Source organism: Psychrobacillus sp. FSL H8-0483 (genome assembly GCF_038637725.1).
GTDB lineage: Bacteria > Bacillota > Bacilli > Bacillales_A > Planococcaceae > Psychrobacillus.
In genome coordinates this window covers 2,254,494-2,280,636 of record NZ_CP152052.1, presented here as the reverse complement: position 1 = coordinate 2,280,636, position 26,143 = coordinate 2,254,494, and the positions used below count along the sequence as shown (strand labels likewise).

The 26,143-nt window shown below is 39.8% G+C and carries 17 protein-coding genes and 2 pseudogenes; 15 read left to right on the top strand and 4 right to left on the bottom strand.

From position 1 onward, the window contains the following. Window positions 1–123 precede the first annotated feature (123 nt). The 12 genes and pseudogenes from MHB48_RS10900 (at window position 124) to MHB48_RS10845 (ending at window position 20,819) form a co-directional block, all read left to right on the top strand. Entirely contained in the window at window positions 124–4,518 is a 4,395-nt protein-coding gene (locus MHB48_RS10900; protein WP_342598115.1) for a S8 family serine peptidase, read from the top strand. Window positions 4,519–5,118: 600 nt separating this feature from the next. After that, window positions 5,119–5,818, top strand: a pseudogene (locus tag MHB48_RS10895) (protease inhibitor I9 family protein); the annotation flags it as partial. A 311-nt stretch (window positions 5,819–6,129) separates the two neighbouring features. Then, on the top strand, window positions 6,130–9,927 hold the full coding sequence (locus MHB48_RS10890) for a S8 family serine peptidase (protein ID WP_342598114.1): 3,798 nt from the start codon (window positions 6,130–6,132) through the stop codon (window positions 9,925–9,927). Window positions 9,928–10,194: 267 nt separating this feature from the next. Then, window positions 10,195–10,359, top strand: a pseudogene (locus MHB48_RS10885) (IS3 family transposase); the annotation flags it as partial. Window positions 10,360–11,275: 916 nt separating this feature from the next. Then, window positions 11,276–11,566, top strand: coding sequence for a hypothetical protein (locus tag MHB48_RS10880; RefSeq protein ID WP_342598113.1), 291 nt, complete (start codon window positions 11,276–11,278; stop codon window positions 11,564–11,566). 50 nt (window positions 11,567–11,616) lie between these two features. Beyond that, window positions 11,617–13,584 carry a putative thiazole-containing bacteriocin maturation protein gene (locus tag MHB48_RS10875; RefSeq protein WP_342598112.1) on the top strand — a complete coding sequence of 656 codons (1,968 nt, stop codon included), beginning with the start codon at window positions 11,617–11,619 and terminating at the stop codon, window positions 13,582–13,584. Further along, window positions 13,581–15,524, top strand: a complete 1,944-nt coding sequence (locus tag MHB48_RS10870) for a TOMM precursor leader peptide-binding protein (protein WP_342598111.1) — start codon at window positions 13,581–13,583, stop codon at window positions 15,522–15,524. The genes MHB48_RS10875 and MHB48_RS10870 overlap by 4 nt, the downstream gene beginning before the upstream one ends. Before the next feature lie 22 nt (window positions 15,525–15,546). After that, window positions 15,547–17,118, top strand: coding sequence for a SagB family peptide dehydrogenase (locus MHB48_RS10865; RefSeq protein WP_342598110.1), 1,572 nt, complete (start codon window positions 15,547–15,549; stop codon window positions 17,116–17,118). A 1,110-nt stretch (window positions 17,119–18,228) separates the two neighbouring features. Continuing rightward, on the top strand, window positions 18,229–18,555 hold the full coding sequence (locus MHB48_RS10860; protein ID WP_342601357.1) for a single-stranded DNA-binding protein: 327 nt from the start codon (window positions 18,229–18,231) through the stop codon (window positions 18,553–18,555). 844 nt (window positions 18,556–19,399) lie between these two features. Next, on the top strand, window positions 19,400–19,768 hold the full coding sequence (locus MHB48_RS10855) for a hypothetical protein (protein WP_342598109.1): 369 nt from the start codon (window positions 19,400–19,402) through the stop codon (window positions 19,766–19,768). Window positions 19,769–19,849: 81 nt separating this feature from the next. After that, window positions 19,850–20,503: a hypothetical protein gene (locus MHB48_RS10850; RefSeq protein ID WP_342598108.1), complete on the top strand. Its 654-nt coding sequence runs from the start codon at window positions 19,850–19,852 to the stop codon at window positions 20,501–20,503. Window positions 20,504–20,516: 13 nt separating this feature from the next. Beyond that, entirely contained in the window at window positions 20,517–20,819 is a 303-nt protein-coding gene (locus tag MHB48_RS10845; RefSeq protein ID WP_342598107.1) for a hypothetical protein, read from the top strand. 178 nt (window positions 20,820–20,997) lie between these two features. Here the strand turns inward: MHB48_RS10845 and MHB48_RS10840 are convergent, their stop codons facing one another. Further along, window positions 20,998–21,210: a hypothetical protein gene (locus MHB48_RS10840; protein WP_342598106.1), complete on the bottom strand. Its 213-nt coding sequence runs from the start codon at window positions 21,208–21,210 to the stop codon at window positions 20,998–21,000. A gap of 156 nt (window positions 21,211–21,366) precedes the next feature. Here MHB48_RS10840 and MHB48_RS10835 point away from each other — a divergent pair, with 156 nt between their 5' ends. Further along, on the top strand, window positions 21,367–21,756 hold the full coding sequence (locus tag MHB48_RS10835; RefSeq protein WP_342598105.1) for a DUF2513 domain-containing protein: 390 nt from the start codon (window positions 21,367–21,369) through the stop codon (window positions 21,754–21,756). 178 nt (window positions 21,757–21,934) lie between these two features. Further along, entirely contained in the window at window positions 21,935–22,195 is a 261-nt protein-coding gene (locus tag MHB48_RS10830; RefSeq protein WP_342598104.1) for a hypothetical protein, read from the top strand. A 434-nt stretch (window positions 22,196–22,629) separates the two neighbouring features. Here MHB48_RS10830 and MHB48_RS10825 read toward each other — a convergent pair whose 3' ends face one another. Further along, the gene (locus tag MHB48_RS10825; RefSeq protein ID WP_342598103.1) at window positions 22,630–23,034 is read right to left on the bottom strand and encodes a hypothetical protein; all 405 of its coding nucleotides are present in this window, start codon (window positions 23,032–23,034) and stop codon (window positions 22,630–22,632) included. A 407-nt stretch (window positions 23,035–23,441) separates the two neighbouring features. Between MHB48_RS10825 and MHB48_RS10820 the strand changes: the two genes are divergently transcribed. After that, window positions 23,442–23,819 carry a hypothetical protein gene (locus MHB48_RS10820; RefSeq protein ID WP_342598102.1) on the top strand — a complete coding sequence of 126 codons (378 nt, stop codon included), beginning with the start codon at window positions 23,442–23,444 and terminating at the stop codon, window positions 23,817–23,819. Window positions 23,820–24,024: 205 nt separating this feature from the next. Here MHB48_RS10820 and MHB48_RS10815 read toward each other — a convergent pair whose 3' ends face one another. Then, a complete protein-coding gene (locus MHB48_RS10815; RefSeq protein WP_342598101.1) occupies window positions 24,025–24,564 on the bottom strand; it encodes a GNAT family protein in 540 nt (179 codons plus the stop codon). Window positions 24,565–24,811: 247 nt separating this feature from the next. Next, a complete protein-coding gene (locus tag MHB48_RS10810; protein ID WP_342598100.1) occupies window positions 24,812–26,035 on the bottom strand; it encodes an IS110 family transposase in 1,224 nt (407 codons plus the stop codon). Window positions 26,036–26,143 lie beyond the last annotated feature (108 nt).

Genomic DNA, 26,143 nt, shown 5'->3' with positions numbered 1-26,143 from the left:
CAATAGCTAAGAAATTTACACCTTTCACTATATATTCGCAAAATTATAAATATGGGATGATAAGGAAGAAGAATTTTGGGAGAGGAAAATGACAATTACATTAGAAAAAGGGGATGCGGTATTATGATGAGGAAAAAATTCAATAAAATCATGACAGGATCGTTAGCGGTTGGACTGTTATTATCTCCAGGTACACCATATAACGTATTGGCAGAAAGCCCATATGAGTTGAAATCAGTTGATCATGCGGAAGAAATTCTAAAGACCCTGACTGAGGAACAACGAAATGCGTTAGAGCAATTAGAGACGAGTACAGGCTTTACGATTTCTCCGGATATTAATGTGAATAGCCCTGAATTAGTCAAAGTCATCGTGGAATTCGAACAGGCACCAGTGAAAATTGAAGTGATGAAGCAAGCCGCGAAAGGAAAAGAACTATCTACTGCTACTGCAAATGAAAAAGTGGAGCAATCACACAAAGCTTTTAAAGAGCATGTGCAAGCATTGAAAGTGAAGAAGGACACGACCGAATACAACGTGGAAGATGTAAACATTACAAGAGAATATAAAAATGCCATCAACGGTGTAGCGATGACGTTACCTGGTATGGCAGTAAAAGATTTGCTGCAATCTGGTGTAGTTAAACATATCTTTAAAGATTACGAGGTAAAAGTAAATCCACCGGTAGAAACGCAAGAAGCCATTGAACCTAAAATGGGAGATAGTATTCCGCAAATAGGCGTGGATAAGCTTCATGCCGAGAATATTAAGGGGAAAGGCATTAAAGTCGGTGTGCTGGATACAGGGATTGACTACAATCATCCAGACTTAAAAGGTGTTTATAGAGGAGGATATGATTTTGTAGATGATGATGCTGATCCGATGGAAACGACCTATCAGGATTGGATCGATGCTGGCGAGCCAATAGAACCAGGTTATGTGTATTATACGAATCATGGAACACATGTCGCAGGGACGATTGCAGCCCAACAGAAAAATGATGTGGACTATGCTGTGAAAGGGGTAGCACCGGAAGTAGATTTATATGCTTATCGAGTATTGGGACCTTGGGGTGGAGGAAATACAGCGGGAATACTTGCTGGAATCGATCAAGCGATTGCAGATGACATGGATGTCATTAATTTATCGCTCGGCGCCGCGACGAACGATCCTTTATACGCCACTTCTGTCGCAGTAAATAATGCTATGCTTTCAGGCGTAGTGGCCGTCGTTGCTGCAGGAAACGCCGGTCCGAACGAAAAAACGCTTGGTTCACCAGGAACAGCGGCTCTCGGTATTTCAGTCGGGGCGAGCGATGTTTCGATGACCATTCCTACATTTAGTGGGAGCGTTTTCACAAATGAAAATGATAATTTGCAACGTCAAGGCGAAGACCTTTTTCATCAATTAGAAGATTCAAAGCTTGACAGTGAGGACCTTTCTTCTCAATTAGAAGATTCAAAGCTTGACAGTGAGGACCTTTCCTCTCAATTAGAAGATTCAAAGCTTGACAGTGAGGACTCTTCTTCTCAATTAGAAGATTCAAAACGCTTCGACACAGATTTTTCTTCTAAATTAGAAGATAAGAAGAAGGAGTTGTCTCACCAATTAGAAGATTTGCAACTTCTGGGCAAAGATTTTTCTGACCAATTAGAAGATTTGCAAGGACAATCTTTACCATTTGTATATGCGGGACTGGGCAAAGTAGATGATTTTACAGGAAAAGATGTCAGCGGGAAAATTGCGTTGATTCAGCGCGGGGAACTTGCGTTTGATGAAAAAATCGAAAACGCCAAAAATGCTGGGGCTAAATCAGTGATTGTGTACAACAATGTCGACGGGCAAATACCTGCCTACTTGGGCGAGGTGGTCGGTTTAATCCCGTCTTTCCGCCTGTCAAAAGCAGATGGTGAGCGGTTAAAGGAGCTAGGTGAAGGTTCTTTCACATTTGAAACGTTAAGTAATACAAAAACAGAAGGCGATCATTTAGCTGATTTCAGTTCACGCGGACCGGTAAATGGAAATTATGATATCAAGCCGGATGTAGTCGCTCCAGGTGTGTCCGTATTCTCCACAACACCGGAATTCATCAATGATCCGCAGGACGGTATTAATTACGGGAATGCCTATGTACGTATGTCGGGAACATCGATGGCTACGCCACACGTGGCAGGTGCAGCCGCATTGATTTTACAGGAGCATCCGGAATACACGCCTTTCGATGTGAAATTGGCACTCATGAATACTTCGGATGATTTAAAAGGGGATAATTCTGTATACGAAGTGGGCGCGGGACGAATCGATGCCTATCAAGGGGTTCATGCAGATACATCCATCAAAGTATGGGATAAGACACAAAATATCGAAAATGGTAAAGTCGTAGAAATTGATGAAGAAACAGGTTCCATTGTATTCGGCAAGTATTATAAAAAAGATGATCAACCCATTGAAGCAAGTAAAAAGGTGACGGTTCAAAACAACAGTCAAGAAGAAAAATCTTTTACACTTGAAGTGGAGTATCACGGCGAGCGTAAAGGGATTCAAGATGCAGTGAGTAACGGTGTTACATTGAATGTGCCTTCATCGATTACAGTGGGAAGCGGCCAGGTACAGGAGATCCAGCCTAATATGACGGTGCCAACTAGCGCTGCGGGAGGAAGATATGAAGGGTATATTCATGTGACCAATGCCAACAATCCAGACGAAACCTATCAAATTCCATTTGCTGTGATGGTGACGGAAAAAGGATTTGATTATGTCAAAACGACTAGACCATCCGTGACAAATACGACAGCTTTCTGGCAATATAATGACAAAATTATCCATATCATCATGAAAATTAATAGCCCAATGAAAACCATGGATGTGCTTGTAAAAGACAGTAAAACAGGAAAAGCTGTTGGGTTCATAGGAACAGCTAATATTAGTAAATTACAATTAGATAGAGAAGTGTATCTTACTGGTGCGTTCAGCGGTACGGTCTTACCATTTACAAATGATCCTGCCAATCCAATCAGTGATCTTCCAATAAAGCTTCCAGCAGGCGATTATATACTGGAACTGATTGCACACGATGAGGATGGGAAATCATATGTTTATGTCAATCCGCTTATCGTGGACAATGAAGCACCAGAAGTCAACATGGATATAAAATCGGGTGTAATCGAAATCAATGATTCTATGTTTACAGTAGAAGATGGCCAAAAAGCAATGTGGCTGCATGGAACAGCTAAGGATGCGACAGTGGATTTATTACAATCTAAAGGGTTGGACGTCGATCAATCGTCCAATACTATGGCTTACTATGCAGGTGACTCTACGTATATAGCTGGGTTCTTCCCAGTTCAAGCGAATGGAGATGTAAAATTAGGAATTGAGGAAAGTGATATTGCAAAACAACCTTTAAGATTTTGGTTGAGAACGTGGGATACTGCAACGGCAGTTGGTTACCAAAAGTATTACTTCATGAAAGAAGGAACGGAATATACGACTACTAGTTATAACAAGCAAGAGTTGAGACTCGGTGATAACTTTACGATGACACTCAGCCTTAATAATGTGAAACAGCTTGTCTCCGGAGAATTTAATGTAGAGTTCTTAAAAGATTACTTCAAGTTCTCGAATGTGAAGCTGAACACTGCAGTCAAACAATATGCAATGGAAAAAGGCTTACAGGTATCACTACATGAGCCTGCTGTGACGGAAGGTTTATACAATAATAGTTTGAACATCGGTGCTTCCATTACTGGAAATGCATTCAAAGGGCTGAACGGAGACATGCCGTTCCTCGATGTAACGTTTAAAGTAGTGAAAGGTGAAGTTTACGAAGATGTTCAAGGATTTGAAGTCAAGAAGGGGTCTTATAAGAAATCAGGACAAATAGCAAGCACTGCTATTCCTTTTTATAACACTCAAGATCTTAAAGTAATTCCTACACATACACAGTTGATAGGATCCATCAGTCCGGAAGCATTTATTTTACAAAGTTCAGGGGCGGAATATTTGAAAGCGGCGGATTATTCGAAAATAGGGGCACAAGTATACGCTCTTTCCAGAAGCGGTAAAAAGTATAAAGGAACAATTAAAAGAAATGCATCTTTCGAGATCAATGGTATTCCGGCTTCCGATCAAGTGTATACAGCAGTTTTTGAAGTTCCAGGGCATCTTAAAGTGATGAAGAAATTCATTCCTGGATATCATGATGCAAAAGGGGAGCTACGTGGGCAATTTATAAGAATTGGCCAGAGAAGTATTGCAGGGGATGTGAATGGCGACAAAATGATTGATATCCTCGATATCCAGAGTATCGTTGATGCATACGGTACTAAGGATTCATCCATCGTGCCGCAAGATATCAATCAAGATGGTGTGGTAGACGAAACAGACATTCGCTTCGTGGAGAAAAATTTCTTAACGAAAGGACCTGACGCACCTGCCGATAAACAGCCGAAAGAAAAAATTGGCAAGAAAGGGCTGGAATACTTCCTACGCCTGATCGGTCTTGAACTGAAGGAATGAACAGAATCTCATCAGGGATGTTAATAAAAGGAGAGGACTCATAGTAAAATCCACCTTTTCTAAAGAGCGTAAAAGGTTAGGTCACAAAAGAAGAAGAATTTTATATTCTGGACTTACCCCTCTCAAAAGATAGTAATTAAATAGTGATTTATTGAACAGCCTTAGCCCAGTATTCTTCAGGGCTAAGGCTATTTATTTTTTACTAGAATCGTTAGTTATTATAGAACTAGTCTATTTTCGTCCCATAATCAGCGTTGCTTGCTTTAATCTATCATTTTCCATTACTAAACGTTTGTTTTCTTTGCATAATCGATTTGGTTCGTTTTATTCTTCAGAGCGATAATCTTCTAATTGCAATGTCCTGTGCTTTATTAATCAGCTTTAATACTAGTGATTGGAATAGTACTTTTGTTTTACCGGATATAAAACCAATAGCTTCCCAATTTACACCCTTCGCTATATATTCAGAAAATTATGAATGCGGGATAATGAGAGTGGACAAGTTAACTGGTTTTCCTGAAATACTGGAATTTACTTGTTAAAAGAAACATCATTTTGGGAGAGGAGGATGACAATTACGGTAGAAAAAGGGGATGCAGTATGATGAGGAAAAATCGCAGTAAAATTATTACAGGAACGTTAGCTGTTGGAATGTTATTATCTCAAGGTGCTCCATACAATGTATTGGCAGAAAGCCCATATGAGTTGAGACGGGTTGATCAGGCGGTAGAAATTCTAAATAACCTGTCTTTGAAATACAAAGAAGGGGGTTAGAGCAGTTGGATACAAATACAACCTTTACCATTTCTCCGGATATTGATGTGAATAGCCCTGAATTAGTCAAAGTCATCGTGGAATTCTATCCGGCACCAGCGAACATTGAAGTGATGAAGCAAGCAGCGAAAGGAAAAAAACTATCTTCTGCTGCTGCAATAGAAAAAGTGGAACAATCTCACAAAGCTTTTAAAGAGCATGTGCAATCATTGAAAATCCAAAAGAACTCGACTGAATACAATGTGGAAGACATTGACATTACAAGAGAATATAAAAACGCCATCAACGGTGTAGCGATGACGTTGCCTGGTATGGCAGTAAAAGATTTGCTGAAATCTGGTGTAGTTAAACATATCTTTAAAGATTACGAGGTGAAAGTAGTTCCACAAGTAGAAACGTAAGTAGCCATTGAACCTAAAAAGACAAATAGTATTCAGCAAATTGGCGTGGACAAGCATCATGCCGAGAGTATTACGGGTAAGGGTTCGGCGTGCTGGATACAGGTATTGACTACAATCATCCAGACTAAAAAAATGTTAATAAAGGCGGATATGATTCACCAGGAAAAGTGGCTCTCGGTATTTTCAGTAGGGGCGATCGATGTTTCCATGAACATTCCTACATTTAATGGAAGCGCTCACAATAATGTGTTTGAGGATTTCTAACTTCTCGTCAAAGACTTTTCTGAGTTGTTGCTAGATTAGTTGAAAAAATTTAATTCCTGATGTTGAAAGTCAGATCAGTGTATTAAATGTGAAGTTAAGTCATTAGCACGAAACCATCACATTTTTACAAATATATTAATCTACTATTTTGTAAGGAAAAGGGGGAAATTTAATGAGAAAGAGGAGAAACAAAAAATTTGTTAATGTAATGACCGCAGGATTGGTATCTGCAGTACTTTTGTCAACAAGTACTGGTAATTCATTTGCTTATGATGACACCGTCGCAGAAACGCTGGTCACTCAGGGGTCTATGCAACTGCAGAACAACCCAGTTGTCGACTCGCACACTGTTACCCTTATCACGGGCGAAGTTGTGATGCTCGACCGTTATGCCGACGGATTACAGGCAGCGACAATCGCACCGTCACCCGATGGCGAAGCAATGGAAATAACGAAGATCCAGTTGGGTGACGAAGTCTATGTCATCCCGGCTAAAGCGCAGCCGTATATCGAAGCGGATGAGCTCGACCGTGAACTGTTCAACATCACCAAGTTGGTAGATTACGGATACGACGACTCCAATGGCTCCGAGATACCGGTGATCGCGACTTACTCGGACACAATGGCTACAGTGGGCAAGGCATTAGAAAAGGTGTCTCCCGCAGGTTCTAAGAAGGACAAGGTATTAGAGAGTGCCAACGCAGTTGCGCTAAAAGTAGACAAATCGAATGCAGAGACGTTCTGGGAAGCAATCGACGATGATAGTGACTCCGCGGCGACCGAGCCGGAGCTGGCTGGTGGTATAAAGAAGTTGTGGCTTGACAAACAAGTACAAGTGACGCTAGAACAGAGTGTTCCGCAGATCGGAGCACCGACTGTATGGGAAGCTGGATATGATGGTGAAGGCGTGAAAGTAGCTGTCTTGGACACTGGAATCGATCCGAATCATGCTGATGTTAAAGCATCTATTATAACAGCAAAGAACTTCACGAACGATTCTGATTATATAGATGGTCACGGTCACGGAACGCATGTTGCTTCGACGATCGCGGGATCTGGAGCTGCTTCCGGCGGTAAATTAAGGGGAGTAGCTCCAGGTGCAGAACTTTTAATTGGGAAGGTGCTTAACAATGAAGGGTCAGGTCCTGAGTCGGGAATCATCGCTGCAATGGATTGGGCAGTCGAGGAAGGCGCCGATGTCGTCAGTATGAGTCTTGGTAGTACTATTCCGAGTGACGGCACAGATCCAATGAGTCAAGCGGTTAACCATTTGAGTGAAACCACTGACACATTGTTTGTGATTGCGGCAGGTAATGCAGGACCCGATAAGAAAACCATAGGCGCGCCAGGTGCAGCCGAAAAAGCATTGACTGTTGGGGCAGTTGACAAAAACGACGTGTTAGCTTCTTTCTCAAGCCGTGGTCCGATTATCGAGAATTACCGTGTCAAACCAGAAATTACGGCACCAGGTGTAGGAATCGTAGCTGCCCGTGCTGTAGGAACCTCTATGGGTACTGTCGTTGACGCCAATTACACGGCTGCTAATGGTACATCGATGGCTACACCACATATTGCTGGTGCCGCAGCAATTCTTAAACAAAGGCATCCGGACTGGTCTGCTGACCGAATTAAGCAGGTGTTGGTAGGAACGGCTAAGTCAAATGCCAACGATACGGCCTATCAGCAGGGTGGCGGACGTGTAAGCATTGTAAACGCTCTGGATGCGAACATCTATAGCAGTCCTGCAGTCGTCAGTCTTGGAGGCGCTGAGGAAACTAGTGAGCCACTCGAGCAGACATTTGATTATGTCAATCCATCCGATAGTGAAATAAAAGTAACGCTTAATATGGAATCTAAAAATGAAAAAGGAGCACCGGCTCCAGATGGTATGTTTACACTAAGCGATACTGAAGTAACGATTCCTGCTAATAGCAGCAGTGAGGTGAAAGTGACCTTTGATCCTTCAATTGGAAATGTAAGCGATTACAAAGTGGTTGTTACAGCTACTTCAAGTGACGGTAAAACAGTAACCACGACCATTGGTGCGACGAAGAAGGTACCATCCGTGGATTTAACCCTTCAATTGATTGACCGCAATGGTGACCCAGCATATGGAGAAGTCTTTGTGGTTAACCTTGATACGGGATTAAACAAAACAGTCTACGCAAATAGAGACACTGGAATCAAGCTCATCGAAGTACCGGAAGGACGTTACTCGGTAATGGGAACCGTGTACACACACGATGAGGCTGGATGGCGAGTGGAGAGCCATACACTCGCAGGTGTGCCTGAGGTTGAGCTAAGCAAGAACACGATGCTCACGTTAGATGCACAGTTGGGCAAAGAGGTCGAAATCTCTACTCCTAAGGAGTCCGAGGGGAACGGATACAAATTAGGATACCGCCAGACTAACGGCAAGTTCATGGTTGATTTCATGAAAGGTTTTGTTGCACCATACTTTGATCACCCTTATGTGGTACCAACCGAACCTGTGACAGACGGCACGTCCGATTTTGATTTCGAGTTCAACTTCCAACAGCGCAAATACGCCCCTTTGATCCGTGCATCTTATGACGGAAGTGATAGTTCGATCCCGCTCGAGCATGTAATGTATACGCCTAAGTTGGATGGCGATAAGACACTCGAAGCAGTCAACCTCGGCTTTGCACGACCTGATGACCTCAGTGGTAAGGATGTCAGTGGCAAACTGGCAGTCATCACCCGTGATACGACATCGACGATTACTGACCAGATCAAAGTAGTGACGGCTGCCGGTGCAGTGGGTGTATTTATTGTCTACGATGGGCCAGGCATTTATTGGACTAGCGTATTTAAAACGGCTGGCATTACCATACCGGCATGGACCCTCAAACAAGACGACGGAGCGGTGCTCTTCGATCGAATTGCCAATGGTACTACTAGTATCAACTTAAAGGGTATTGCCAACAGCCCGTACGTGTATAACATGGCGATGATGGTTCCGGATGTCATCCCGGCAAACCCAGTCGACGAAATGACTGCAGAGAACTCTGCCGTGGTGAATGCACACTACCGCGGTACTAGGGGTAGAGTAATAAGCGAAAGCCTTGCTCCGATCCGCCCTGGTGAGGCCGGGATATTCCTGTTCCCGGAGTTCCTAGACGCACCACTAGACCGGGAAGAGTGGTACTCAACCGGCAGCATGTCGCCTACCATGAAAGATATGAAATGGTACCACGCGGTCTATGACGAAAATCGCATCAGCCGCAACATGAAGGATATATTCCGTAATTATCTGCCAGGTGAGCAGCGCGAAGAGACATGGCTGGGCGCAGCAAACGGTCCAGCTCAACAGGACAATACAATGGCGTTCCGTGAGGGAGACACAGTCACTCTCAACATGCAAGAACAGGGTGACAGCCAACCGGGGCACTGGGGCACTTTTTATTACCCTGAAGACACGTCGATGGTTCGAATGTATCAGGACGGGAAGCTCCTCACGGAGAGGAAGTATTTTTCATGGCAAGCGCCGCTGACGGTCAGCCCTGACCCAGCGACCTACCAAATCACGATGGACACTGCGCACCCGACGGGGTTCAGAATGTCTACAAAGACCAATACGGCGTGGACGTTCATGTCCCAGCGACCAACAAGTGGGCAGGAAAACCTGGCTCTGCTGTGGCCAAAGTATGACATTAGCCTGGATGGGGAGAACAAAGCAAAAGGTGGCATTACTGACCACTTCGATCTATCATTCGTTCTTCAATCAGGTGCTACCGCAGATATTAAAGGGGTTGAGGTCCAAGTATCCACTGACGACGGCGAAACCTGGAATACGACAAAAGTGAAGGAGCAGAATAAGAAAGATAGCCGCTATAAAGTGTGGGTGAAAAACCCAGACACTGGCTACGTTTCGCTTCGCATCAAGGCATGGGACGGAAACGGTAGCCAAATCGAACAGACTATAATTAAAACCTATGCTGTGCGCTAACATTTTCGGTAGATACAATAGATTTGCATAAAGTGCAGTGACACAGGAATACATGGACAAATATTTTAAATGTCGGATGTAAAGTAGTCAAAAAAAGACCGTGCGTCTTTTAAAATGTTCCCTAAAGAGTAGACATGATAAAAAAAGTCTACTTTGTTGAACTGCCCCGTAATTGTTAGACACCAACTAACCATTTACGGGGTGTTTTTATGTCTAAATATACAGTAGAAGTTAAATTACAAGCGGTGGAACGCTATTTAACTGGAAATATTAAAATCAGAACTGCTTTATTTACAAGAGTTTTAGAGCATGGCGCATTTTGAAAAGGAATTAGAAGAATATCTTGAATTTTACAATCACAAGCGAATGAAGGCAAAATTAAAAGACCTGAGCCCGGTAGAATACCGAACTCAGATCTTAGAAGCAGCCTAAAATATTTGTCTAACTTTATTGGGTCAGATCATTTTAGTGGTCTACATTTATAAGATTTATCATGAATTATTGTGAATTTTAACCCCGTTTTAACCCCATTCATAAAAATGGTTGAATAAAAAAAGCCACAAACCCTTATGTATCAAAGGATGTGACTCTTCTGTATTTATGGTCCCGACTGGTCTCGAACCAGCGACCCCCACCTTGTCGAAATTATCTCACTTATAAAATTTAGCTAAACTGAGTTTGATTAGGTTAAATAAGTCTGATTTAATAAGGTTTTCGCAGCTGTGAAAAAATTAATTATGCGGACAAATTGCGGACAAATGAGTGAACAGATGGTCTGTATTACTTTTTTGTTTAAAGCAGGATAAAACAGTTGATAAGTGTCAGTTAACAATTATTTCATTTCAATACTCCACTATTATAAGATTAGCCAGATTATTTGAGCCACCAGGTCGGAGAAGCCGAAGTCTTTTCTCTCTATTAAATTATATGAGCATCATATACAGGGACAATTAGGGAAAGACTATCCGATTACCTATGAAGAAAAGTAGAAGACATTTTAAATTCATATCAAGTTAGTTATAACGGGAAATCAGTAGCATTATCCACCCATTGTTCATAAATTGTTTAGGAGGTGTATATGAACTATTGGTGGATTCACGTATTACCCAGTTGTTTTAGCTCATTTTTATTTTGTTTCCCCTTTCATGATCATAGCACTTCTTGTTAATTTAATTTCAGGAGGTGGCAAGAATGAATGATTTCCATAACGAACTCCAGATGTTGAATGTTGGCGATTTCAATACGAGTCAGCCAGTTGCTTTGGACCCAAACGGATCCTTTTCAACTCAAACTGCGCAGCTCGGTGGTATCGGTGGTGTAGGTGGTGTAGGTGGTATCGGTGGTGTAGGTGGTATCTTCCGTTGTTTTAGCTGTTTTAGCTGCTTTAGTTGCTTTAGCTGCTTTAATTGTTTTAATTGTTTTAATTGTTTTCGTTGCTCTAATTGTTTTCGTTGCTCTAATTGCTCTAATTGCTCTAATTGCTCTAATTGTTCTAATTGTTTTCGTTGCGGTGGTCACGGCCGCTAATATTTCTAGATTTCTAACAAAAATCGTGATTGCCAAGGTCCCTGCAGTTGTTGCAGGGACCTTTCTCTATAAGGTTAAACATATGAAACAAGCTACAGTACATAGGATGTAATGTTAAACATAATATCGATTTAGGAATAACTATGGTTAAGGAGGAGCAGAATGCCAAATTTGACCCCTATGATGCGTCTGAAAGTGAAAAGGGACACATTTTTTCTCCCCGATTCAAATAGTGGTGTGTATTTTCGAAATAATAAAAGTTCTTTTCATGTGGAAGGAAATGAGATCGTTCAGTGGATTGAAAAACTGATACCGATGTTCAACGGGAAGAACACGTTAGAGTATTTGACAGATGGATTACCTGGTCCATATCGGGATCGCGTCTATGAGATTGCGGAAGTGCTATACCGAAATGAATATGTTCGGGATGTGAGCCAAGATCTTCCTCATCAATTGGCGGATCCGGTTCTTAATAAGTATGCTTCTCAAATTGAGTTTTTGGACAGTTTCGGTGATTCGAGTGCGTACCGATTTCAAACCTATCGTCAGGCAAAAGTGTTGGCAGTTGGCTCGGGTCCTTTTTTTGTTTCGTTGGTTTCTTCATTACTTGAATCCGGATTGCCCAAGTTCCAAATTCTAATCACGGACTCGGTGTCGACCAATAGACGGCGGGTGATGGAACTCGTGGCACATGCACGTAAATCTGATACCGAGGTAGCGGTAGAAGAGGTTAGCCTGCAGAAGGAGGGAAGACATTTTTGGCGGGAGATTGTTCAACCGTTTGATTCGATATTGTATGTGTCTCAGGAGGGCGATATTGAGGAACTCCGAGTTCTTCATGAGGTTTGTAGGGAAGAAAAGAAGGTGTTTCTCCCTGCTATATGCCAACAGCGTGTGGGCCTTGCGGGTCCGCTAGTGCATCCTGACTCTAAGAGGTGTTGGGAGTCTGCGTGGAGGCGCATGCACAGAGCTGTACTTTCCAAAGAGCAACAGTTCACCACTTTCTCTGCAACAGCAGGGGCAATGTTAGCAAATGTAATCACATTTGAATTGTTTAAAGAGATTACTGGAGTAACCGAATCTGAACAAAGGAACCTATTCTATCTACTTGATCTAGACACATTGGAAGGAAACTGGCATTCGTTTTTGCCTCATCCGTTGGTGGATGGACACGTGTCTAGCGAATGGGTAACAGATTTGGATGTGCGTCTTGAACAAAGCTTAAGCAAAGATGAAACGAATGGATTATTACTTTACTTCAGCCTGTTGACATCGGAAGTATCAGGGATTTTTCATGTTTGGGAGGAAGGAGATCTAAAGCAGCTGCCTTTAGCTCAGTGCCGCGTACAGGCGGTTGATATGTTGTCGAAGGGACCCGCTGAGCTTTTACCAGACATTGTTTCTACAGGTCTGACGCATGAGGAAGCACGGAGGAAAGCAGGACTGGCTGGGATAGAATCGTATGTGTCACGAGCGGTTGAACTACTCGTTGCGACCCTACCTTCATATCTGGAAAAAGGGGAGAATGTAGTAGAAATAAAGGAATTCATCGGAGTTGGAGCGGGGGAAACGGTTGCGGAAGGTATTTGCCGGGGATTGCAAGGGTGTTTGGACAAAGAGCTAAGCATGCAGCTGATAAATAAAAAAAATCATGTTGCTCGGTTGCAATTGGATATGGTAGAAGATGAACGTTGCCGGTTTTATTTGGAGGCACTGACCACGATGCATGGCTCACCGACGATCGGTTTAGGAGAGGAAGTGAACGGTTTCCCTGTCATTTGGGTCGGAACGAATGACGGCTGGTATGGTGGTGTAGATTTGAATATTACATTGGCGTTGCGAAAAGCGTTACAACAGGCGCTTATGAAGGTACAATCCCCTACGGCTTCCCACCCGGTGCAAGCGCGGGAAGTTTCGTCCGTCATACTGGAAGAAAAGGTGCCACTAAGCCTTGTTATCTCCGCTTGTGATGAGAACAGACAGTCCGAGATTTTGCAATCCGCTATACAAATTCTAGAACGGAATCACAAACGGCTTTTAGTGCTTGATCTAGCATTTGAACCATTTTTGAAAGAGGGAATCGCAGGGCTGTTTGGCGTGTTGTTACGAGAGGAGAGAGGATTCCGGTGAGTGCCGTCGTGATGGTTGTTGGAGAAGGATTATTGGCTGATCGTGTGTGGGGGGATCTATCCACTCAATACGAAGTAATACGCCGCTCCGATTTCGAGGCGGGAGTACCAGAAACGACTAATCTGGTTCTGGTATTGCACGATACCTTGAATTCTTCCATTCATAAAAAGTCGGAAGAGGTATTGCGGCCAACCGGCATACCTTGGCTGCGAGGTTTTGTTTCATATGGAGAAGGAGTGATTGGGCCACTAGTACGTACGGAAATACCAGGCTGCTCCCAGTGTGCAGACAAACGACGTCTCATGGCCGGACGAGACCGTAAAGAGATGTGGGAGATGGAACAGAGACTTACGGCTCACGATGGGATTTCGTGTGATGCTTGGGCATCGCGTACGGGACTATTGCAAATGGCGCACCTTCTCGAGGCGGAGGTACAGAGCATATTAGATGGAGATCAGGCTTATTCGGAAGGTCGTTTATGTTTAATCAATCTGAAATCGCTAAAGAGTTCATGGCATCCGTTTCTTCCTGACCCGTTATGTCCGGTCTGTAGTCGATTACCCAATGATTCACCAGCCGCGGCCCGAATTACATTGCAATCTAGTCTGAAGATCAGTACTGACAGCTACCGCTGTCGTTCCATGGATGACCTGAAAAATATTCTAAGCAAGGATTATCTAAATGAGCGGACTGGTTTATTAAATGGTAAAATGTATGACCTCAGGCTACCATTTGCTGATGTAAGTGTTAATCTGCCGTTGTTTACGGGAGACGAGGGTGTGGCAGGCCGAACTCATTCATACAAGGTTAGTGAGTCTACGGCTATTTTGGAGGGGTTGGAGCGGTACTGTGGTCTGTCTCCAAGTGGAAAACGAACAGTGGTTCATGACAGCTTCCGCAATCTGGAAGACCGAGCGCTTAATCCTCTCAAGGTAGGTGTGCATTCAAAGGAACAGTATACGCTGCCTGATTTTCCGTTCAAACCGTTCAATCCTGATCGCTCCATCGATTGGGTTTGGGGTTATTCGTTTTTGCAAGAGTGTCCTATTCTGATTCCAGAGTTGCTTGCTTATTACAGCTTGGGCTACGATGAGGGATTTGTCTATGAAACTTCCAATGGTTGTGCGGTAGGCGGTAGTATAGAGGAGGCCATTTTCTACGGTATTATGGAAGTTGTAGAGCGTGATGCGTTCCTTATGACTTGGTACGCAGAACTGGCACTCCCACGTCTTGACCCTTATTCTACTAACGATCAAGAATTAAAGTTAATGATTGACCGTGTGCGTGCGGTTGGTGGATATGATCTCTATTTTTATAACTCGACGATGGAGAACGGAATTCCAAGTGTTTTGGTGCTGGCGAAAAACAGGAAAAAAATGGGGTTGAATATCATCAGTGCGGCCGGCGCTCATCTGGATCCAATACGAGCGGCGAAAAGCGCGATTCATGAGTTGGCTGGTATGATGCTAATACTTGATGGGAATTTAGAAGCAAACCGGGAGGAGTATGTGCAAATGTTGAAAGACTCTTCCTTGGTACGGAAGATGGATGATCATGGGATGTTGTATGGGTTGCCGGAAGCGCAAGAACGCCTACAGTTTTTGTTGGATGATAATCGGCCATTGCGAACGTTTGACGAGGAATATAAATGGGAGGCAGTGCATGCAGACCTTACGGATGATCTGAGGGACATTCTCCAGGTGTTTAGGGGATTGAACCTCGATGTGATCGTGGTGGAGCAAACGACACCGGAAATCAAACAAAACGGACTGTTTTGCGTTAAAGTCCTGATTCCGGGGATGCTGCCAATGACATTCGGTCAACATCTTACGCGAATAACAGGGCTTGAGAGAGTGCTCCGGGTGCCTATGGAACTCGGATATAAGGAACAACTGCTAACACTTGTACAGCTCAATCCATATCCGCATCCGTTCCCATAACTAGTGGTTAGGAGGTAGGAGGATGAATCTTGAGGCATTTCTGCACAATCTCCATTTTGATATTGAAAAGGTAAGCGCGCCAAACTGGGAAGTGGACTGGGATGATGCACCGCTTACGTTTAAGCTTTATCGTGGCTTACCTGTGATTCCACTTTCTTTAGAAGTACCGTTGACGCTTAAAAGGCTGGAAGCAACTGTAAAGCCTGACCTAAGCAGAATCGGTCATTTTCTCTGGTATGTATTTGGTCTAACTCAATTTAGCGAGTCTGTGATGAACTTGAATTTCAGCGATCAAGCCATAGACCTAATGCAGTCGAAACGGCGGTTTGTTCCTTCCGGTGGTGCGCTGTATCCAAACGAATTGTACGTTTATTTGAAGATAGAGAATTTGCCTTACGGTGTTTACCATTATGATGTAGCACATCATCGCTTAGTGTTGCTGCGAGAAGGAAATTTCGATTCATATATATCCCGGGCACTTGGCAATCGCTGTGACCTATCCGATTGTTTTGGTACTGTTTTTGTATCGACAATGTTTTGGAAAAATTTTTTTAAATACAATAACTTTGCCTACCGTCTTCAAGGGTTGGATGCTGGTGTGCTGATTGGACAATTACTGGAAGTAGCGAAATCTTTTGGCTTCGCAACTGGGGTATACTTCCAATTCCTTGATCGGGCCATCAACCACCTGCTTGGGCTTTCCGAACAAGAGGAGAGTGTGTATGCGGTGATTCCCCTATCGGCGGAATCAACAAGCTGCTTCAACAGAAGTAACATAGATGGGGATGACTCTGCCACTGAATTATGCCAAGAGTTGACAGCAATTCAGTCTACTCATTACGTCCAATCACGAAGGGTTATAGAGTTTCCGATGCTAACCAAGATGAATGAAGCGTCTATGTTGGAATCAACGAGATCGTTTCGGCAAATCAAGGAGGAGCAAATAAATTGTGAGGGTCAAACGGTGACTCTGCCTTATGTGAAGCAATTGTCGTATGATTTGGCGTCGGTCTGTCGAAAGCGATTTTCACCGGACATAGATTTCGTTTTGGGAAAGGTAAGTCAACTGCAGCTTGCCACACTGCTTAAGGGCGTGATGGATTCCTTCTCGTATCAAAATGATTTGGATGGAGTTCAAAAGAAACAGAAGTCCCGTGTCTCACTTTACGGATGTTTGTATAATGTCGAGGGCTTTCCGAATGGTGCATATCACTATGACAGCTCTGCCCATGCGTTACGTCGAGTACAACTCGGAGATCAGCGATTACGGTTACAGCACGGAATGTCCGGAGGTAATGTAAATATGTTCCAAGTACCGCTTTGTCTACATGTGGCAGGGGACAAAAATCATTTCAAAACGGAAATGGGATACAGAGGATATCGCATCCAACAAATGGAAGCGGGTATGCTGGTGCAAAGAATCCTGCTAGTCGCGTCAGCCCTCGGATTCGGAGGGCACCCACTCCTCGGGTTTGATGCGAACATATGTGATGAGATATACAAGCTGAGTCCACAAGGAAAAACCAGCCTTATCCAAATCCCGACAGGTCCGTATCGACACCGTCCTTGGTTAAGTGGAAGTCTGCATAGTTAAGTAAGTGGTAATGCCTCAATTTCCTTTTAGGAGTTGAGGCTATTTTTATTCAGAGAACTCAAACTTCCCCTATGGTTGATCATATAAGCAGGGAAGTATATTTTTTTAGGAAACGTTTAATTGAATTAAATGAAAGGAAGTTAATTTCTAAACGATTGGGACATGCAAATCCCAAAATTACATTGGAATTTTATGCTCATTTATTACCGAATAGAGATAGCGACATTGCGGATACTTTTCATCAGGCCATTCTTACTAATACAGAAAAATCCTGCGGACAAGTCCTAAAATAAGAAGTATATGTTAGGAATTTTTACTAAAAGAAAAAGCCTTAAAACATTGATATATCAACGTTTTAAGGCTTATGATAAGGATGGTCCCGACTGGTCTCGAACCAGCGACCCCCACCTTGTCGAATTTGTAACCCTTGAATTACCTGGTTAAATTGAATTCGATTTAGTTAAATAAGTCTGATTTAATAAGGTTTTCGAGACAGTGAAAATCATTTCAGTAAAATAAGATCAGTACAAAAAATTAATTCTGCGGACAAATTGCGGACAAAAGAGTAAACAGGTGGTCTGTATTACTATTTTGCTGGAAACAGTATGAAACAGAGTAATACTGTATTAGGAAAATTAAATTAGAGAGTTCATATGTATTAATTTTAGACTTGTATTAATTTAATATATCGTAAAATTAAATTGGTTTGAAATTATTATAAAATAAATTGGGGCAGTCTCAAATAAATTACTTCCTCCACTTATCTTTATTTTATATAGAAGAAACTGCTATAAAACGATGATTTTTCATATAGAAGGTCGTAAAAAAGTAACTGCCTCTCAGTTGTTTCTTAACATATTTAAAATACAAATAAAGAAGTAAAGCCAAGCACCTAAAAGCACAAAAAAACAAGATCAGACTTTCCCAACTGATCTTGGTACTGGCTTCACCAGTAAAGACAAACTACAAGAAACGATAATATTAGGGTTTATTCAACCAAAGGATGTCTAGGGGAAAGTTACCTAGGGTTGTCTTATATCATATTCCGAAAATTTAGGTGAATTTAAGACAAGCGGCCCATTAAGCTAGAAAGAAATTAAAGGTGATTACATAATTAATAGAATTGTTCTAGTTGGGAGATTAACAAAGGATCCTGAACTTCGATACACTCCAAGTGGTGTAACGATGGCGAGATTCACTTTAGCAGGAGGTGAAGGTAGAATTCAAACAGGTAGTTACCAGGGACAAGATGGAAAGCGTGATCATACTACAGACGTTGATGTAGAGAGCATGCAATTCATTGAACAGAAAAATGGACAGGTATCACAAAACAATGCTCCTAAAGGGCAACCTCAAGAGCATCAGAGAAGAAGTTCGGAATATCAACAACCACAAGCAGATCCATTTACTAATAACAATTGTCCGGTATCTTATTGAATCCACATGATGAATCGGATATATTATGTCTGAATACCGAGTGCCAGATTATCGAATTGATTCGATTGAAGATGTAAGAGACGCTTTAGAAAATCTTGCAAAACAGATAAATATATAAAAATTGTTATCCAAGTCACTTTCATTCGAGTGTGGCTTTTTATTATACATAAAAGTTGGTGGTCATTCTTGCAATACTCTAAGTCAAATTCGAGAAAGGTTAGGTGATCTACACATCTTCGAGCATCGATAAATAGTAAATATGATTGTGGAGGGATGAAAAAAGCAATCGAAATGTTGAATGAACAAAAAGAAAATCTTCAAAGGAAAGTCGAACGATTAGACGAAAGAATTGAACATGGATAAGAGTTTTAAATCCAGAAGAAGAGTACAGAGTATATGGTTTTCGTGATGAACACGGAGGTCAATATAATGTAGGTGGTGGTAACTGGGTACAAAGGTGGATGGATACATTAAGTACGAAACACCTTCCAAAGCGATGCTTGAAAAATTAAATAATCAATAATATAAAGCCTTGTTCACTATATTGTGGATAAGGCTTTTTTTATTCTTTATATAAATTTAAATAGAGACCAGCTCTCATTGAGCTGGTCTTTTTTTGCTTTTTTTAAAATGCCAAATCTTTTGTCCGTTTTTGTCGAACGAAATATGATGTTATTTTGAATTTACTAGTATATTTTTAAGATATATAGAATTAAGTCTCTAATTAAGCTCCTATCACCAATACAAATACAATATTAAAATATTTATTAAGAGTTATTTACATTATTTCTATAAAATGGTAATCTAAATTTGTATTAAATTACTTTTATAGTGGGAAAATGGGATGGGTAAATTATATATCGCTACTAAAGCTACTGGTGCTCAAAGTGCAAGAAGTAATGCAAGTAATGCTGGTAAAGATCTCGGAAAATCTTTGAACAATTCAAAGGTGGGACAAGCTGTCAATAAATCCGCTGAGGTAGTTGGAAAAGTTTTTGTCGATTATGGTAAAGCTATTAATAAAGCAGCTCAACAAACAGTGTATGGAAATATAAAAAGTCCTCAAGCTGCCGGAGGTGGTGCACTTGCTTCTGCTGCTATGACAAAGAGTTTATCCAGTGCAGCAAGAGGAGGAGCAATTGGTTTAATAGGAGAATTTGCTGTTAGATCAGTGTATAATATAGGAACGGATGTTTTTGGATTTGGAAAGTAAATATTCAAGAATGAGAAATATTATTCTATCTCTCTGTTATATAATATAAATATGAGTATATTTTTTAATTGTTTTATAAAATTGGCTTCTGTAAAGTTAGCGTATATAGATAATTCAGGAGACAAAAATACAATAGATTTAATAAGTGAAGATAGTATTCACTGGGAAATAAAAGATGAAGAGAAATTTGATATTAGTTGCTATGCTTTTATTGTAAATGAACAATTTTGGGTATGTGATACAAACAACAGTGAAGTGGTAAAAAAAAATAATGGATTTTTTTCTATATACTCTTCATTAATTTCTAATTCACAAGCCAAACTATCAAAAGTGAATAGTTTGTTTTGTAGTGACTTTAAACAAGATTCACTTGAACCAATTAATCCTAAATCAGTTTTTAATAATTTAGATGATGTAATTTGCTTTTGGTCAGAAATAAGCGGTGTAACAAATGACGCTCTTATTATTTTTCAAATTATCGATCCAAAAGGAAATCTTTATTTTATGGATCATGAATTATTACATGAAAATAATCAGAACGGTATTAGAAACTACTACGCTGTATTAAAAACAAGTTCAAAACTTATACGTGGTGAATGGACTTTTGAGATAATCTATAAAAAGGAAATGCTTAATTCAAAAAAAGTTACTTATAATATTCTTAATAACAGCTATAAAACAAACGACACTCATTATGCTAAAGATACTGCATTTAGAGTAGACATAAGAATGTAAGGAGCAATATGCTATGAAGTTGGATTCTAAATCAAACTTACTTTTTCGTATGGTACAATTACTATCTTATTTGGTTTTTATTTGGTATCCAACTATTCCTTATTTATTTATTTTTCCAATATTATTATTTATGTTAGATGAAGATAATAAGAATAAAAGATTTAAAATGTTAGCTATACTATTAGTTTCATGCATTATCTTTTATTTTTATTTAAACGATTTAGATTTAGAACAACAAATTGCAATTTCACTAGTTGTTTTGTTTATGGGTTTCTCTGACATATTGAAAAAAACATTGAAAAAAAATTCTATTTAAGCATCTCAAACGAGATGCTTTTTTATTTCCCTAAATTTCAAGTTGTAAAATCAAACGAATGTTCGAATTGTTATTAAGAAGGAGGGAGCAAGTGTGTGTATAAAGATTTTAAAGGCAATAAAGGTTTGAGAATATTCACGCCAGTTGTAATCATTAATCAATCTCTGTGAGAATACATTCAGTTTCCGACTCGGATTTTTTTAAGATCATTTGATTCAAGGGTTAAAGTGATAAATTCAGATGGCTCTACATTAGTAATAGCTTTGTTACCTATAAACTTATTATTGAAATATTCGACTGCATTTGTGATTTCTGTTTTCTTAGCATCTAGATCTTCATGGGCTTTAGGAGATGGTGTAGCGAATTTCAATAAAATCCTATACTTATACATGTTATATACCTCTTTGTTTTATTTTTTAGGTACTCAAGTAGAGGAACATTAAACGCGGCATAAGCTAGCGTTATTTTTTCTATCAAAAATTTATTAAAGGGTTTTCTCCTTTTTTTATTGAAGTTATTAATGCATTAAAAGAAAGGACGAAGATAAATGCGTAGAGATATGGAACTTGTACGAAAAATACTAATCGATACTGCTGATGGGGTAGATAGTTATAATCTACAGCTTGGACGATTTGCAGATGCAGATGTTGAAAAAGTAAGAAAAGATGAAATGTTGATTTATCATATTAATATTATGTCTCAAAAGAAATTGATTAACTTTAAGCACTTAGAAGATTTAGATGGAGATTGCCGAATCTATAAAGTTGAGTTGTCCTGGGATGGTCAAGATTATTTAAGCACAGTAGAAGATGATACTATTTGGAATAAAACAAAGGACGTTGCAAAAGCAAGAGGGTTAGAGATTGCTAAAATTTCATTTGACGTAGTGAAAAATCTTGCAGTCCAGCAATCAAAACAATTATTAGGAATAGAATAATAAATAAAATACGTCTTCTTCAATAATCAGTAGAAGGAACATACTACCTAATTTATTTAAGCAGTTAAGGCGGCAGATTTAATTCTGTAGGTAAATACTTACTTACTATTATTAAGGTAATTGTGTAAAAAATATGATATTAATAACAAAGAAATAGAAAATTAAGAGGATGAAAAAGATGAGTACAAGAGGTAGTAAATACGAACCACTACATAAATATTTAAAATCAAAGGATTCAAGACGTTTTGTTATGACTTTTTTAGAAGTAGAAGAAGTACTTGGGTTTAATCTTCCAGTATCAGCATCTAAATATATGGCATGGTGGGATAGTGCGTCACAACACACACAGGCTTATTCTTGGACAAAAGCAGGATTCCAAGCAAAACCAAACTTGAGTGAAAAGAAAGTTGAGTTTGTTAAATACGAAGAAGGGGTTTAGTCATCTACAAAAAACAAAAAAAGAACCCCTCGTTCCTTAAGGGTCTCGTGGGTTCGGTACCCAATGATGCCGACGGGGTTCGAACCAGGACCTCCTAACTGTAAAAAATTATCTTGCTAATAGAACCTAGGTAAACCGAGTTCGAATACGTTAAATAAGTCTGATTTTATAAAACGGGTGCTTTACTTCAAGAAGGAGTAAAGCCTTTTATTGAACTAAAGAGGCAGGTTAGTTTGAAGAACAATAGTGTAAATTACATTAAATAGAACGTAAATTATTTCATCAAACAACAAATAGTTTTCTTATTTTTACTAATTAGAATGTAAGGCTCAAGAAAGCATAAAGAAAGATAAGTTTTTGTTATTCGTCCTTCTACTTATGTAAGAACAAAGCATTCATTCCAATAGGATGAATGCTTTGTTTCAATTGAACTATTAACCAACGCACTTCGATTGACCTTGTTGTACAACGACCGTAACGGTTCCATCTGGATTAATAGTGATATGAAAAATCTGAGTCATAGTAAAATTTGGAGCACTACCTTTGGAAATCATTCTGACTGTATGAGTTTCATTTGTTATGGCTCCTGGGACTAGATTAAGGAAATTGTTATAAGTTTCACTACCCCTATATATATTACCCATATCACCTTTACCTGTAATAGATATATTATTATGAATGTTACCATTAAACCTTCCACTAGGTGCAAATACGCCAGTTCCCTGAACATGAACGGAACCGGTGAAGTTAATAACTTCACCATTACATGGATTTACTGTAGTATCTGCAATAGGATTAGTTTCGTTAACGTGTATTACATTTGCACTATTATCTGGCATAATTCTCAACTCCTTTCTTTATATTATATTATGAGTTTGTCAACCTTAAAGTAACGGCATTTATATCTATTAAAACTGTTTGATTAATAACAATAATAGTATTTATCATAACACCTAAAGGGGGGAGGTAGGCTCCTAGCGGAACGGTCACGATGACCTGTTGGATCGGAGAAGAAACTAATAATCGAGAGGGTGAGATAACTCTCCAAATCAATAACTTTGATATTAACCAGATTGAAATACCAGAAAAACGTTAGTGAGGTTTGGAAAATAAGGCTTCTTCAACTAACGGGTGCTTAGTTAAACAAGACCATCATTTTACGATGGTCTATTTTTTATCTAAAACATCTAGTGGACCTCAGAAATCCATTGTGAAATGTTACACTTAAACTAACGGGGCAGTTTAGTTGAAGAAAACAGAGGATTGTTATATATTGCCAATAAGGGGGGGCTTTAAATTGTCGTTCGGTAGTATAGCTTTGGGGATTTTTATGATAGTTCAAGGGATAAGTCATCTTAAGAAAAGTGACTATTTCATAGCGGGGAATATAAGGACTTTTTTAGGTGAAGAAAAATTCCAATCCTTTCAAAGAGGTTTGGTTTTTCCATATTTATTATTAGGGACGATAATGATTTGTATGGGAATAATCGAAAACGCATTAAATATACCAACATTACTTTTTTTTACAATATTTCTTTCTATTGGTCTGATTCCAATAATATTAGTTTTAAATAACAATAAAAAAATCACAAATCGATATATATTTTGGATAAGAAATAAATAAGTATATTTGTTCAACTAACGGGTGCTTTACTTCAAGAAGGAGTAAAGCCTTTTTTCTTATTAAACTAACGAAGCAGGTTAGTTGAAGATGAATGGGAGTTTTTATGTCGCATTTGACACAAAATACGTCATAATAATAAGAAATCCACTCATAATTTAAATGAGTGGAGATAGAGATTGTCTAATAATTAGTATGAATTACAAGATTAGTCATTCGGATTTATTATAGCTAACATCTGGTGATCTTCCCAAGACCCATTGATTTTAACGTTTTTCTTAGCTATTCCTTCTTTATGGAAACCAGCTTTTTCTAATACTCGAACGGAACCTATGTTATCTGGCATTACTCCAGCTTCAATTCGATGTAAGTTTAGAATTTCGAAAGCATAATTAACAATTAAATTGGTGGCTTCGGTAGTATAACCTTTGCCATTATGTTCTTGGTCTAAGGAATAGCCCAAAAGCGCACTTTCACGAGGTCCACGGAATACTTGAAATAAGCCGATGGTACCTATAAGAATATCACCATCTGTTTTAAAAATTCCGAATCGATATTCTATATCTTTTTTTGTATTTTGTTCCCACTTTTCGATTAACTCTTTTTGAGTTTCTAAAATCCAGTAATTTTCTGGATGAGTAATGGAATAGTTTTCAAAAAAAGCTCGATTTCTCTTTTCTAAATTTAGTAATTCGACAGCATCTGAGAGGATAAGCGATCGTATATATACATTTGATATTTTGGACATCTAATCTTCCTTTCTATATGTATGGGACCTATAAAATTATATCATGCAGGAGGGAAGATTGAGATTTTAGTTAGAAGATACAGTACGACCATAATGTGTAATAAAAGAGAAGGTGCTTATTCAACTACCATGAAAATAAACTTCTGTAATTTAGGGAAAAAGGCAATACTTAATAAGACGCAGCTCATTCGTTAAAAAAAAAGGAGAGCGCGTAATTCATTGAACTATTGTAGGTAGGTGGACTGGATTAAGACGCTTCAGGTTCTTGTAACGTAACTGTGTATCCTAAACTCTCAAGTCTTCGTAAGGAATGTCGAACAATTGACTGTTGTCTCTTTTTATCAAAGTAGTCTTCGCCTAAGTCTACGTACATTTCTTTTCGAGTTAAGAGATAATAGGAGATGCGTAACATGGCATGAGCGACGACAATTCCTGCTCGTTTCTTACCTTTTCTTGCTGCTGTACGACGATACAAAGCACCGAGATAGTTTTTGGAACCTCTTACAGAATGAGCTGCTTCTGTTAATGCTGATCTCAAATATTTGTTTCCTTTTTTGGTTTTAGTTGATTTCCTTTTTCCCGCACTTTCATTATGTCCAGGAACTAATCCTGCCCAAGAGCACATATGAGCTGCACTTGGAAACTGATTCTTAATATCCGTTCCGATTTCAGATAAAATTTGCTCCGCCATTCTTGTAGCAATGCCAGGAATAGAATCTAGTCGTTCAACATCTTCTTTATTGGCGCTTACTCTTTCCGCCACTTCTTGATCGAGCATCTCGATTTGCTCCGTCAAAAAATCAATATGCTTTAAAATGGTTTTCAACATAAGACGTTGATGTGAATTGATATAACCTTTAAGGGCGAGTTCCAGTTCATCTTTCTTCTTTTTCATTGTTCGTCGAGCAAAATTTGCAAGTTTTTCAGGATCATCTTCGCCTTCGGCGATCGCATGAAGCATATCCCTTGCTGAAACGCCCAACACATCTGAAACAACAGAACCTAACTTAATGTTCGCACCTTCCAATACCTTTTGAATCCGATTATGCTGTCTGGCACGTTCTTCAATAATACTCCGACGATAGCGAACAAGTTCACGTAGTTCCCGTTGATCACGGTCAGGAATATAACTAGCTTTGAGAAGACCATGGCGGAGTAGTTTGGCAATCCATTCTGCATCCTTCACATCTGTTTTACGTCCAGGCACTGCCTTCATATGCTGGGCATTCACAACTAGAAACTCAATATCTTCAGCTTCTAATAAATTCACAATAGGTTTCCAGTAAACACTCGTGCTCTCCATGGCGACATGCGTACAATTCAGCTGTTTAATCCAGTCCACCAACTGTATTAAAAATACAGTTTTAGTTGAAAACGTTTGAATCTCCTTTCCTTCTGGTGTGATAATACATGCAGTTATATTGTCCTTATGAACATCCATACCACATGCTCTTTCAATGACTATATCCATTGAAAACATCCTTTCTACGGCTCTTAATATTATTGGAGGCTGGTGCAACAATCAGAATAGGATTAATCTACCATGTGTGCTTCCTGTAAGGGAGCGACAGTCAGTGGT

Bases quoted from the DNA above. Each gene is read 5' to 3' on its own strand.
- MHB48_RS10900 (WP_342598115.1), top strand. From the start codon at position 124: ATGATGAGGAAAAAATTCAATAAAATCATGACAGGATCGTTAGCGGTT.
- MHB48_RS10890 (WP_342598114.1), top strand. From the start codon at position 6,130: ATGAGAAAGAGGAGAAACAAAAAATTTGTTAATGTAATGACCGCAGGA.
- MHB48_RS10875 (WP_342598112.1), top strand. From the start codon at position 11,617: ATGCCAAATTTGACCCCTATGATGCGTCTGAAAGTGAAAAGGGACACA.
- MHB48_RS10865 (WP_342598110.1), top strand. From the start codon at position 15,547: ATGAATCTTGAGGCATTTCTGCACAATCTCCATTTTGATATTGAAAAG.
- MHB48_RS10855 (WP_342598109.1), top strand. From the start codon at position 19,400: ATGGGTAAATTATATATCGCTACTAAAGCTACTGGTGCTCAAAGTGCA.
- MHB48_RS10845 (WP_342598107.1), top strand. From the start codon at position 20,517: ATGAAGTTGGATTCTAAATCAAACTTACTTTTTCGTATGGTACAATTA.
- MHB48_RS10840 (WP_342598106.1), bottom strand. From the start codon at position 21,210: ATGTATAAGTATAGGATTTTATTGAAATTCGCTACACCATCTCCTAAA.
- MHB48_RS10835 (WP_342598105.1), top strand. From the start codon at position 21,367: ATGCGTAGAGATATGGAACTTGTACGAAAAATACTAATCGATACTGCT.
- MHB48_RS10830 (WP_342598104.1), top strand. From the start codon at position 21,935: ATGAGTACAAGAGGTAGTAAATACGAACCACTACATAAATATTTAAAA.
- MHB48_RS10825 (WP_342598103.1), bottom strand. From the start codon at position 23,034: ATGCCAGATAATAGTGCAAATGTAATACACGTTAACGAAACTAATCCT.
- MHB48_RS10815 (WP_342598101.1), bottom strand. From the start codon at position 24,564: ATGTCCAAAATATCAAATGTATATATACGATCGCTTATCCTCTCAGAT.
- MHB48_RS10810 (WP_342598100.1), bottom strand. From the start codon at position 26,035: ATGGATATAGTCATTGAAAGAGCATGTGGTATGGATGTTCATAAGGAC.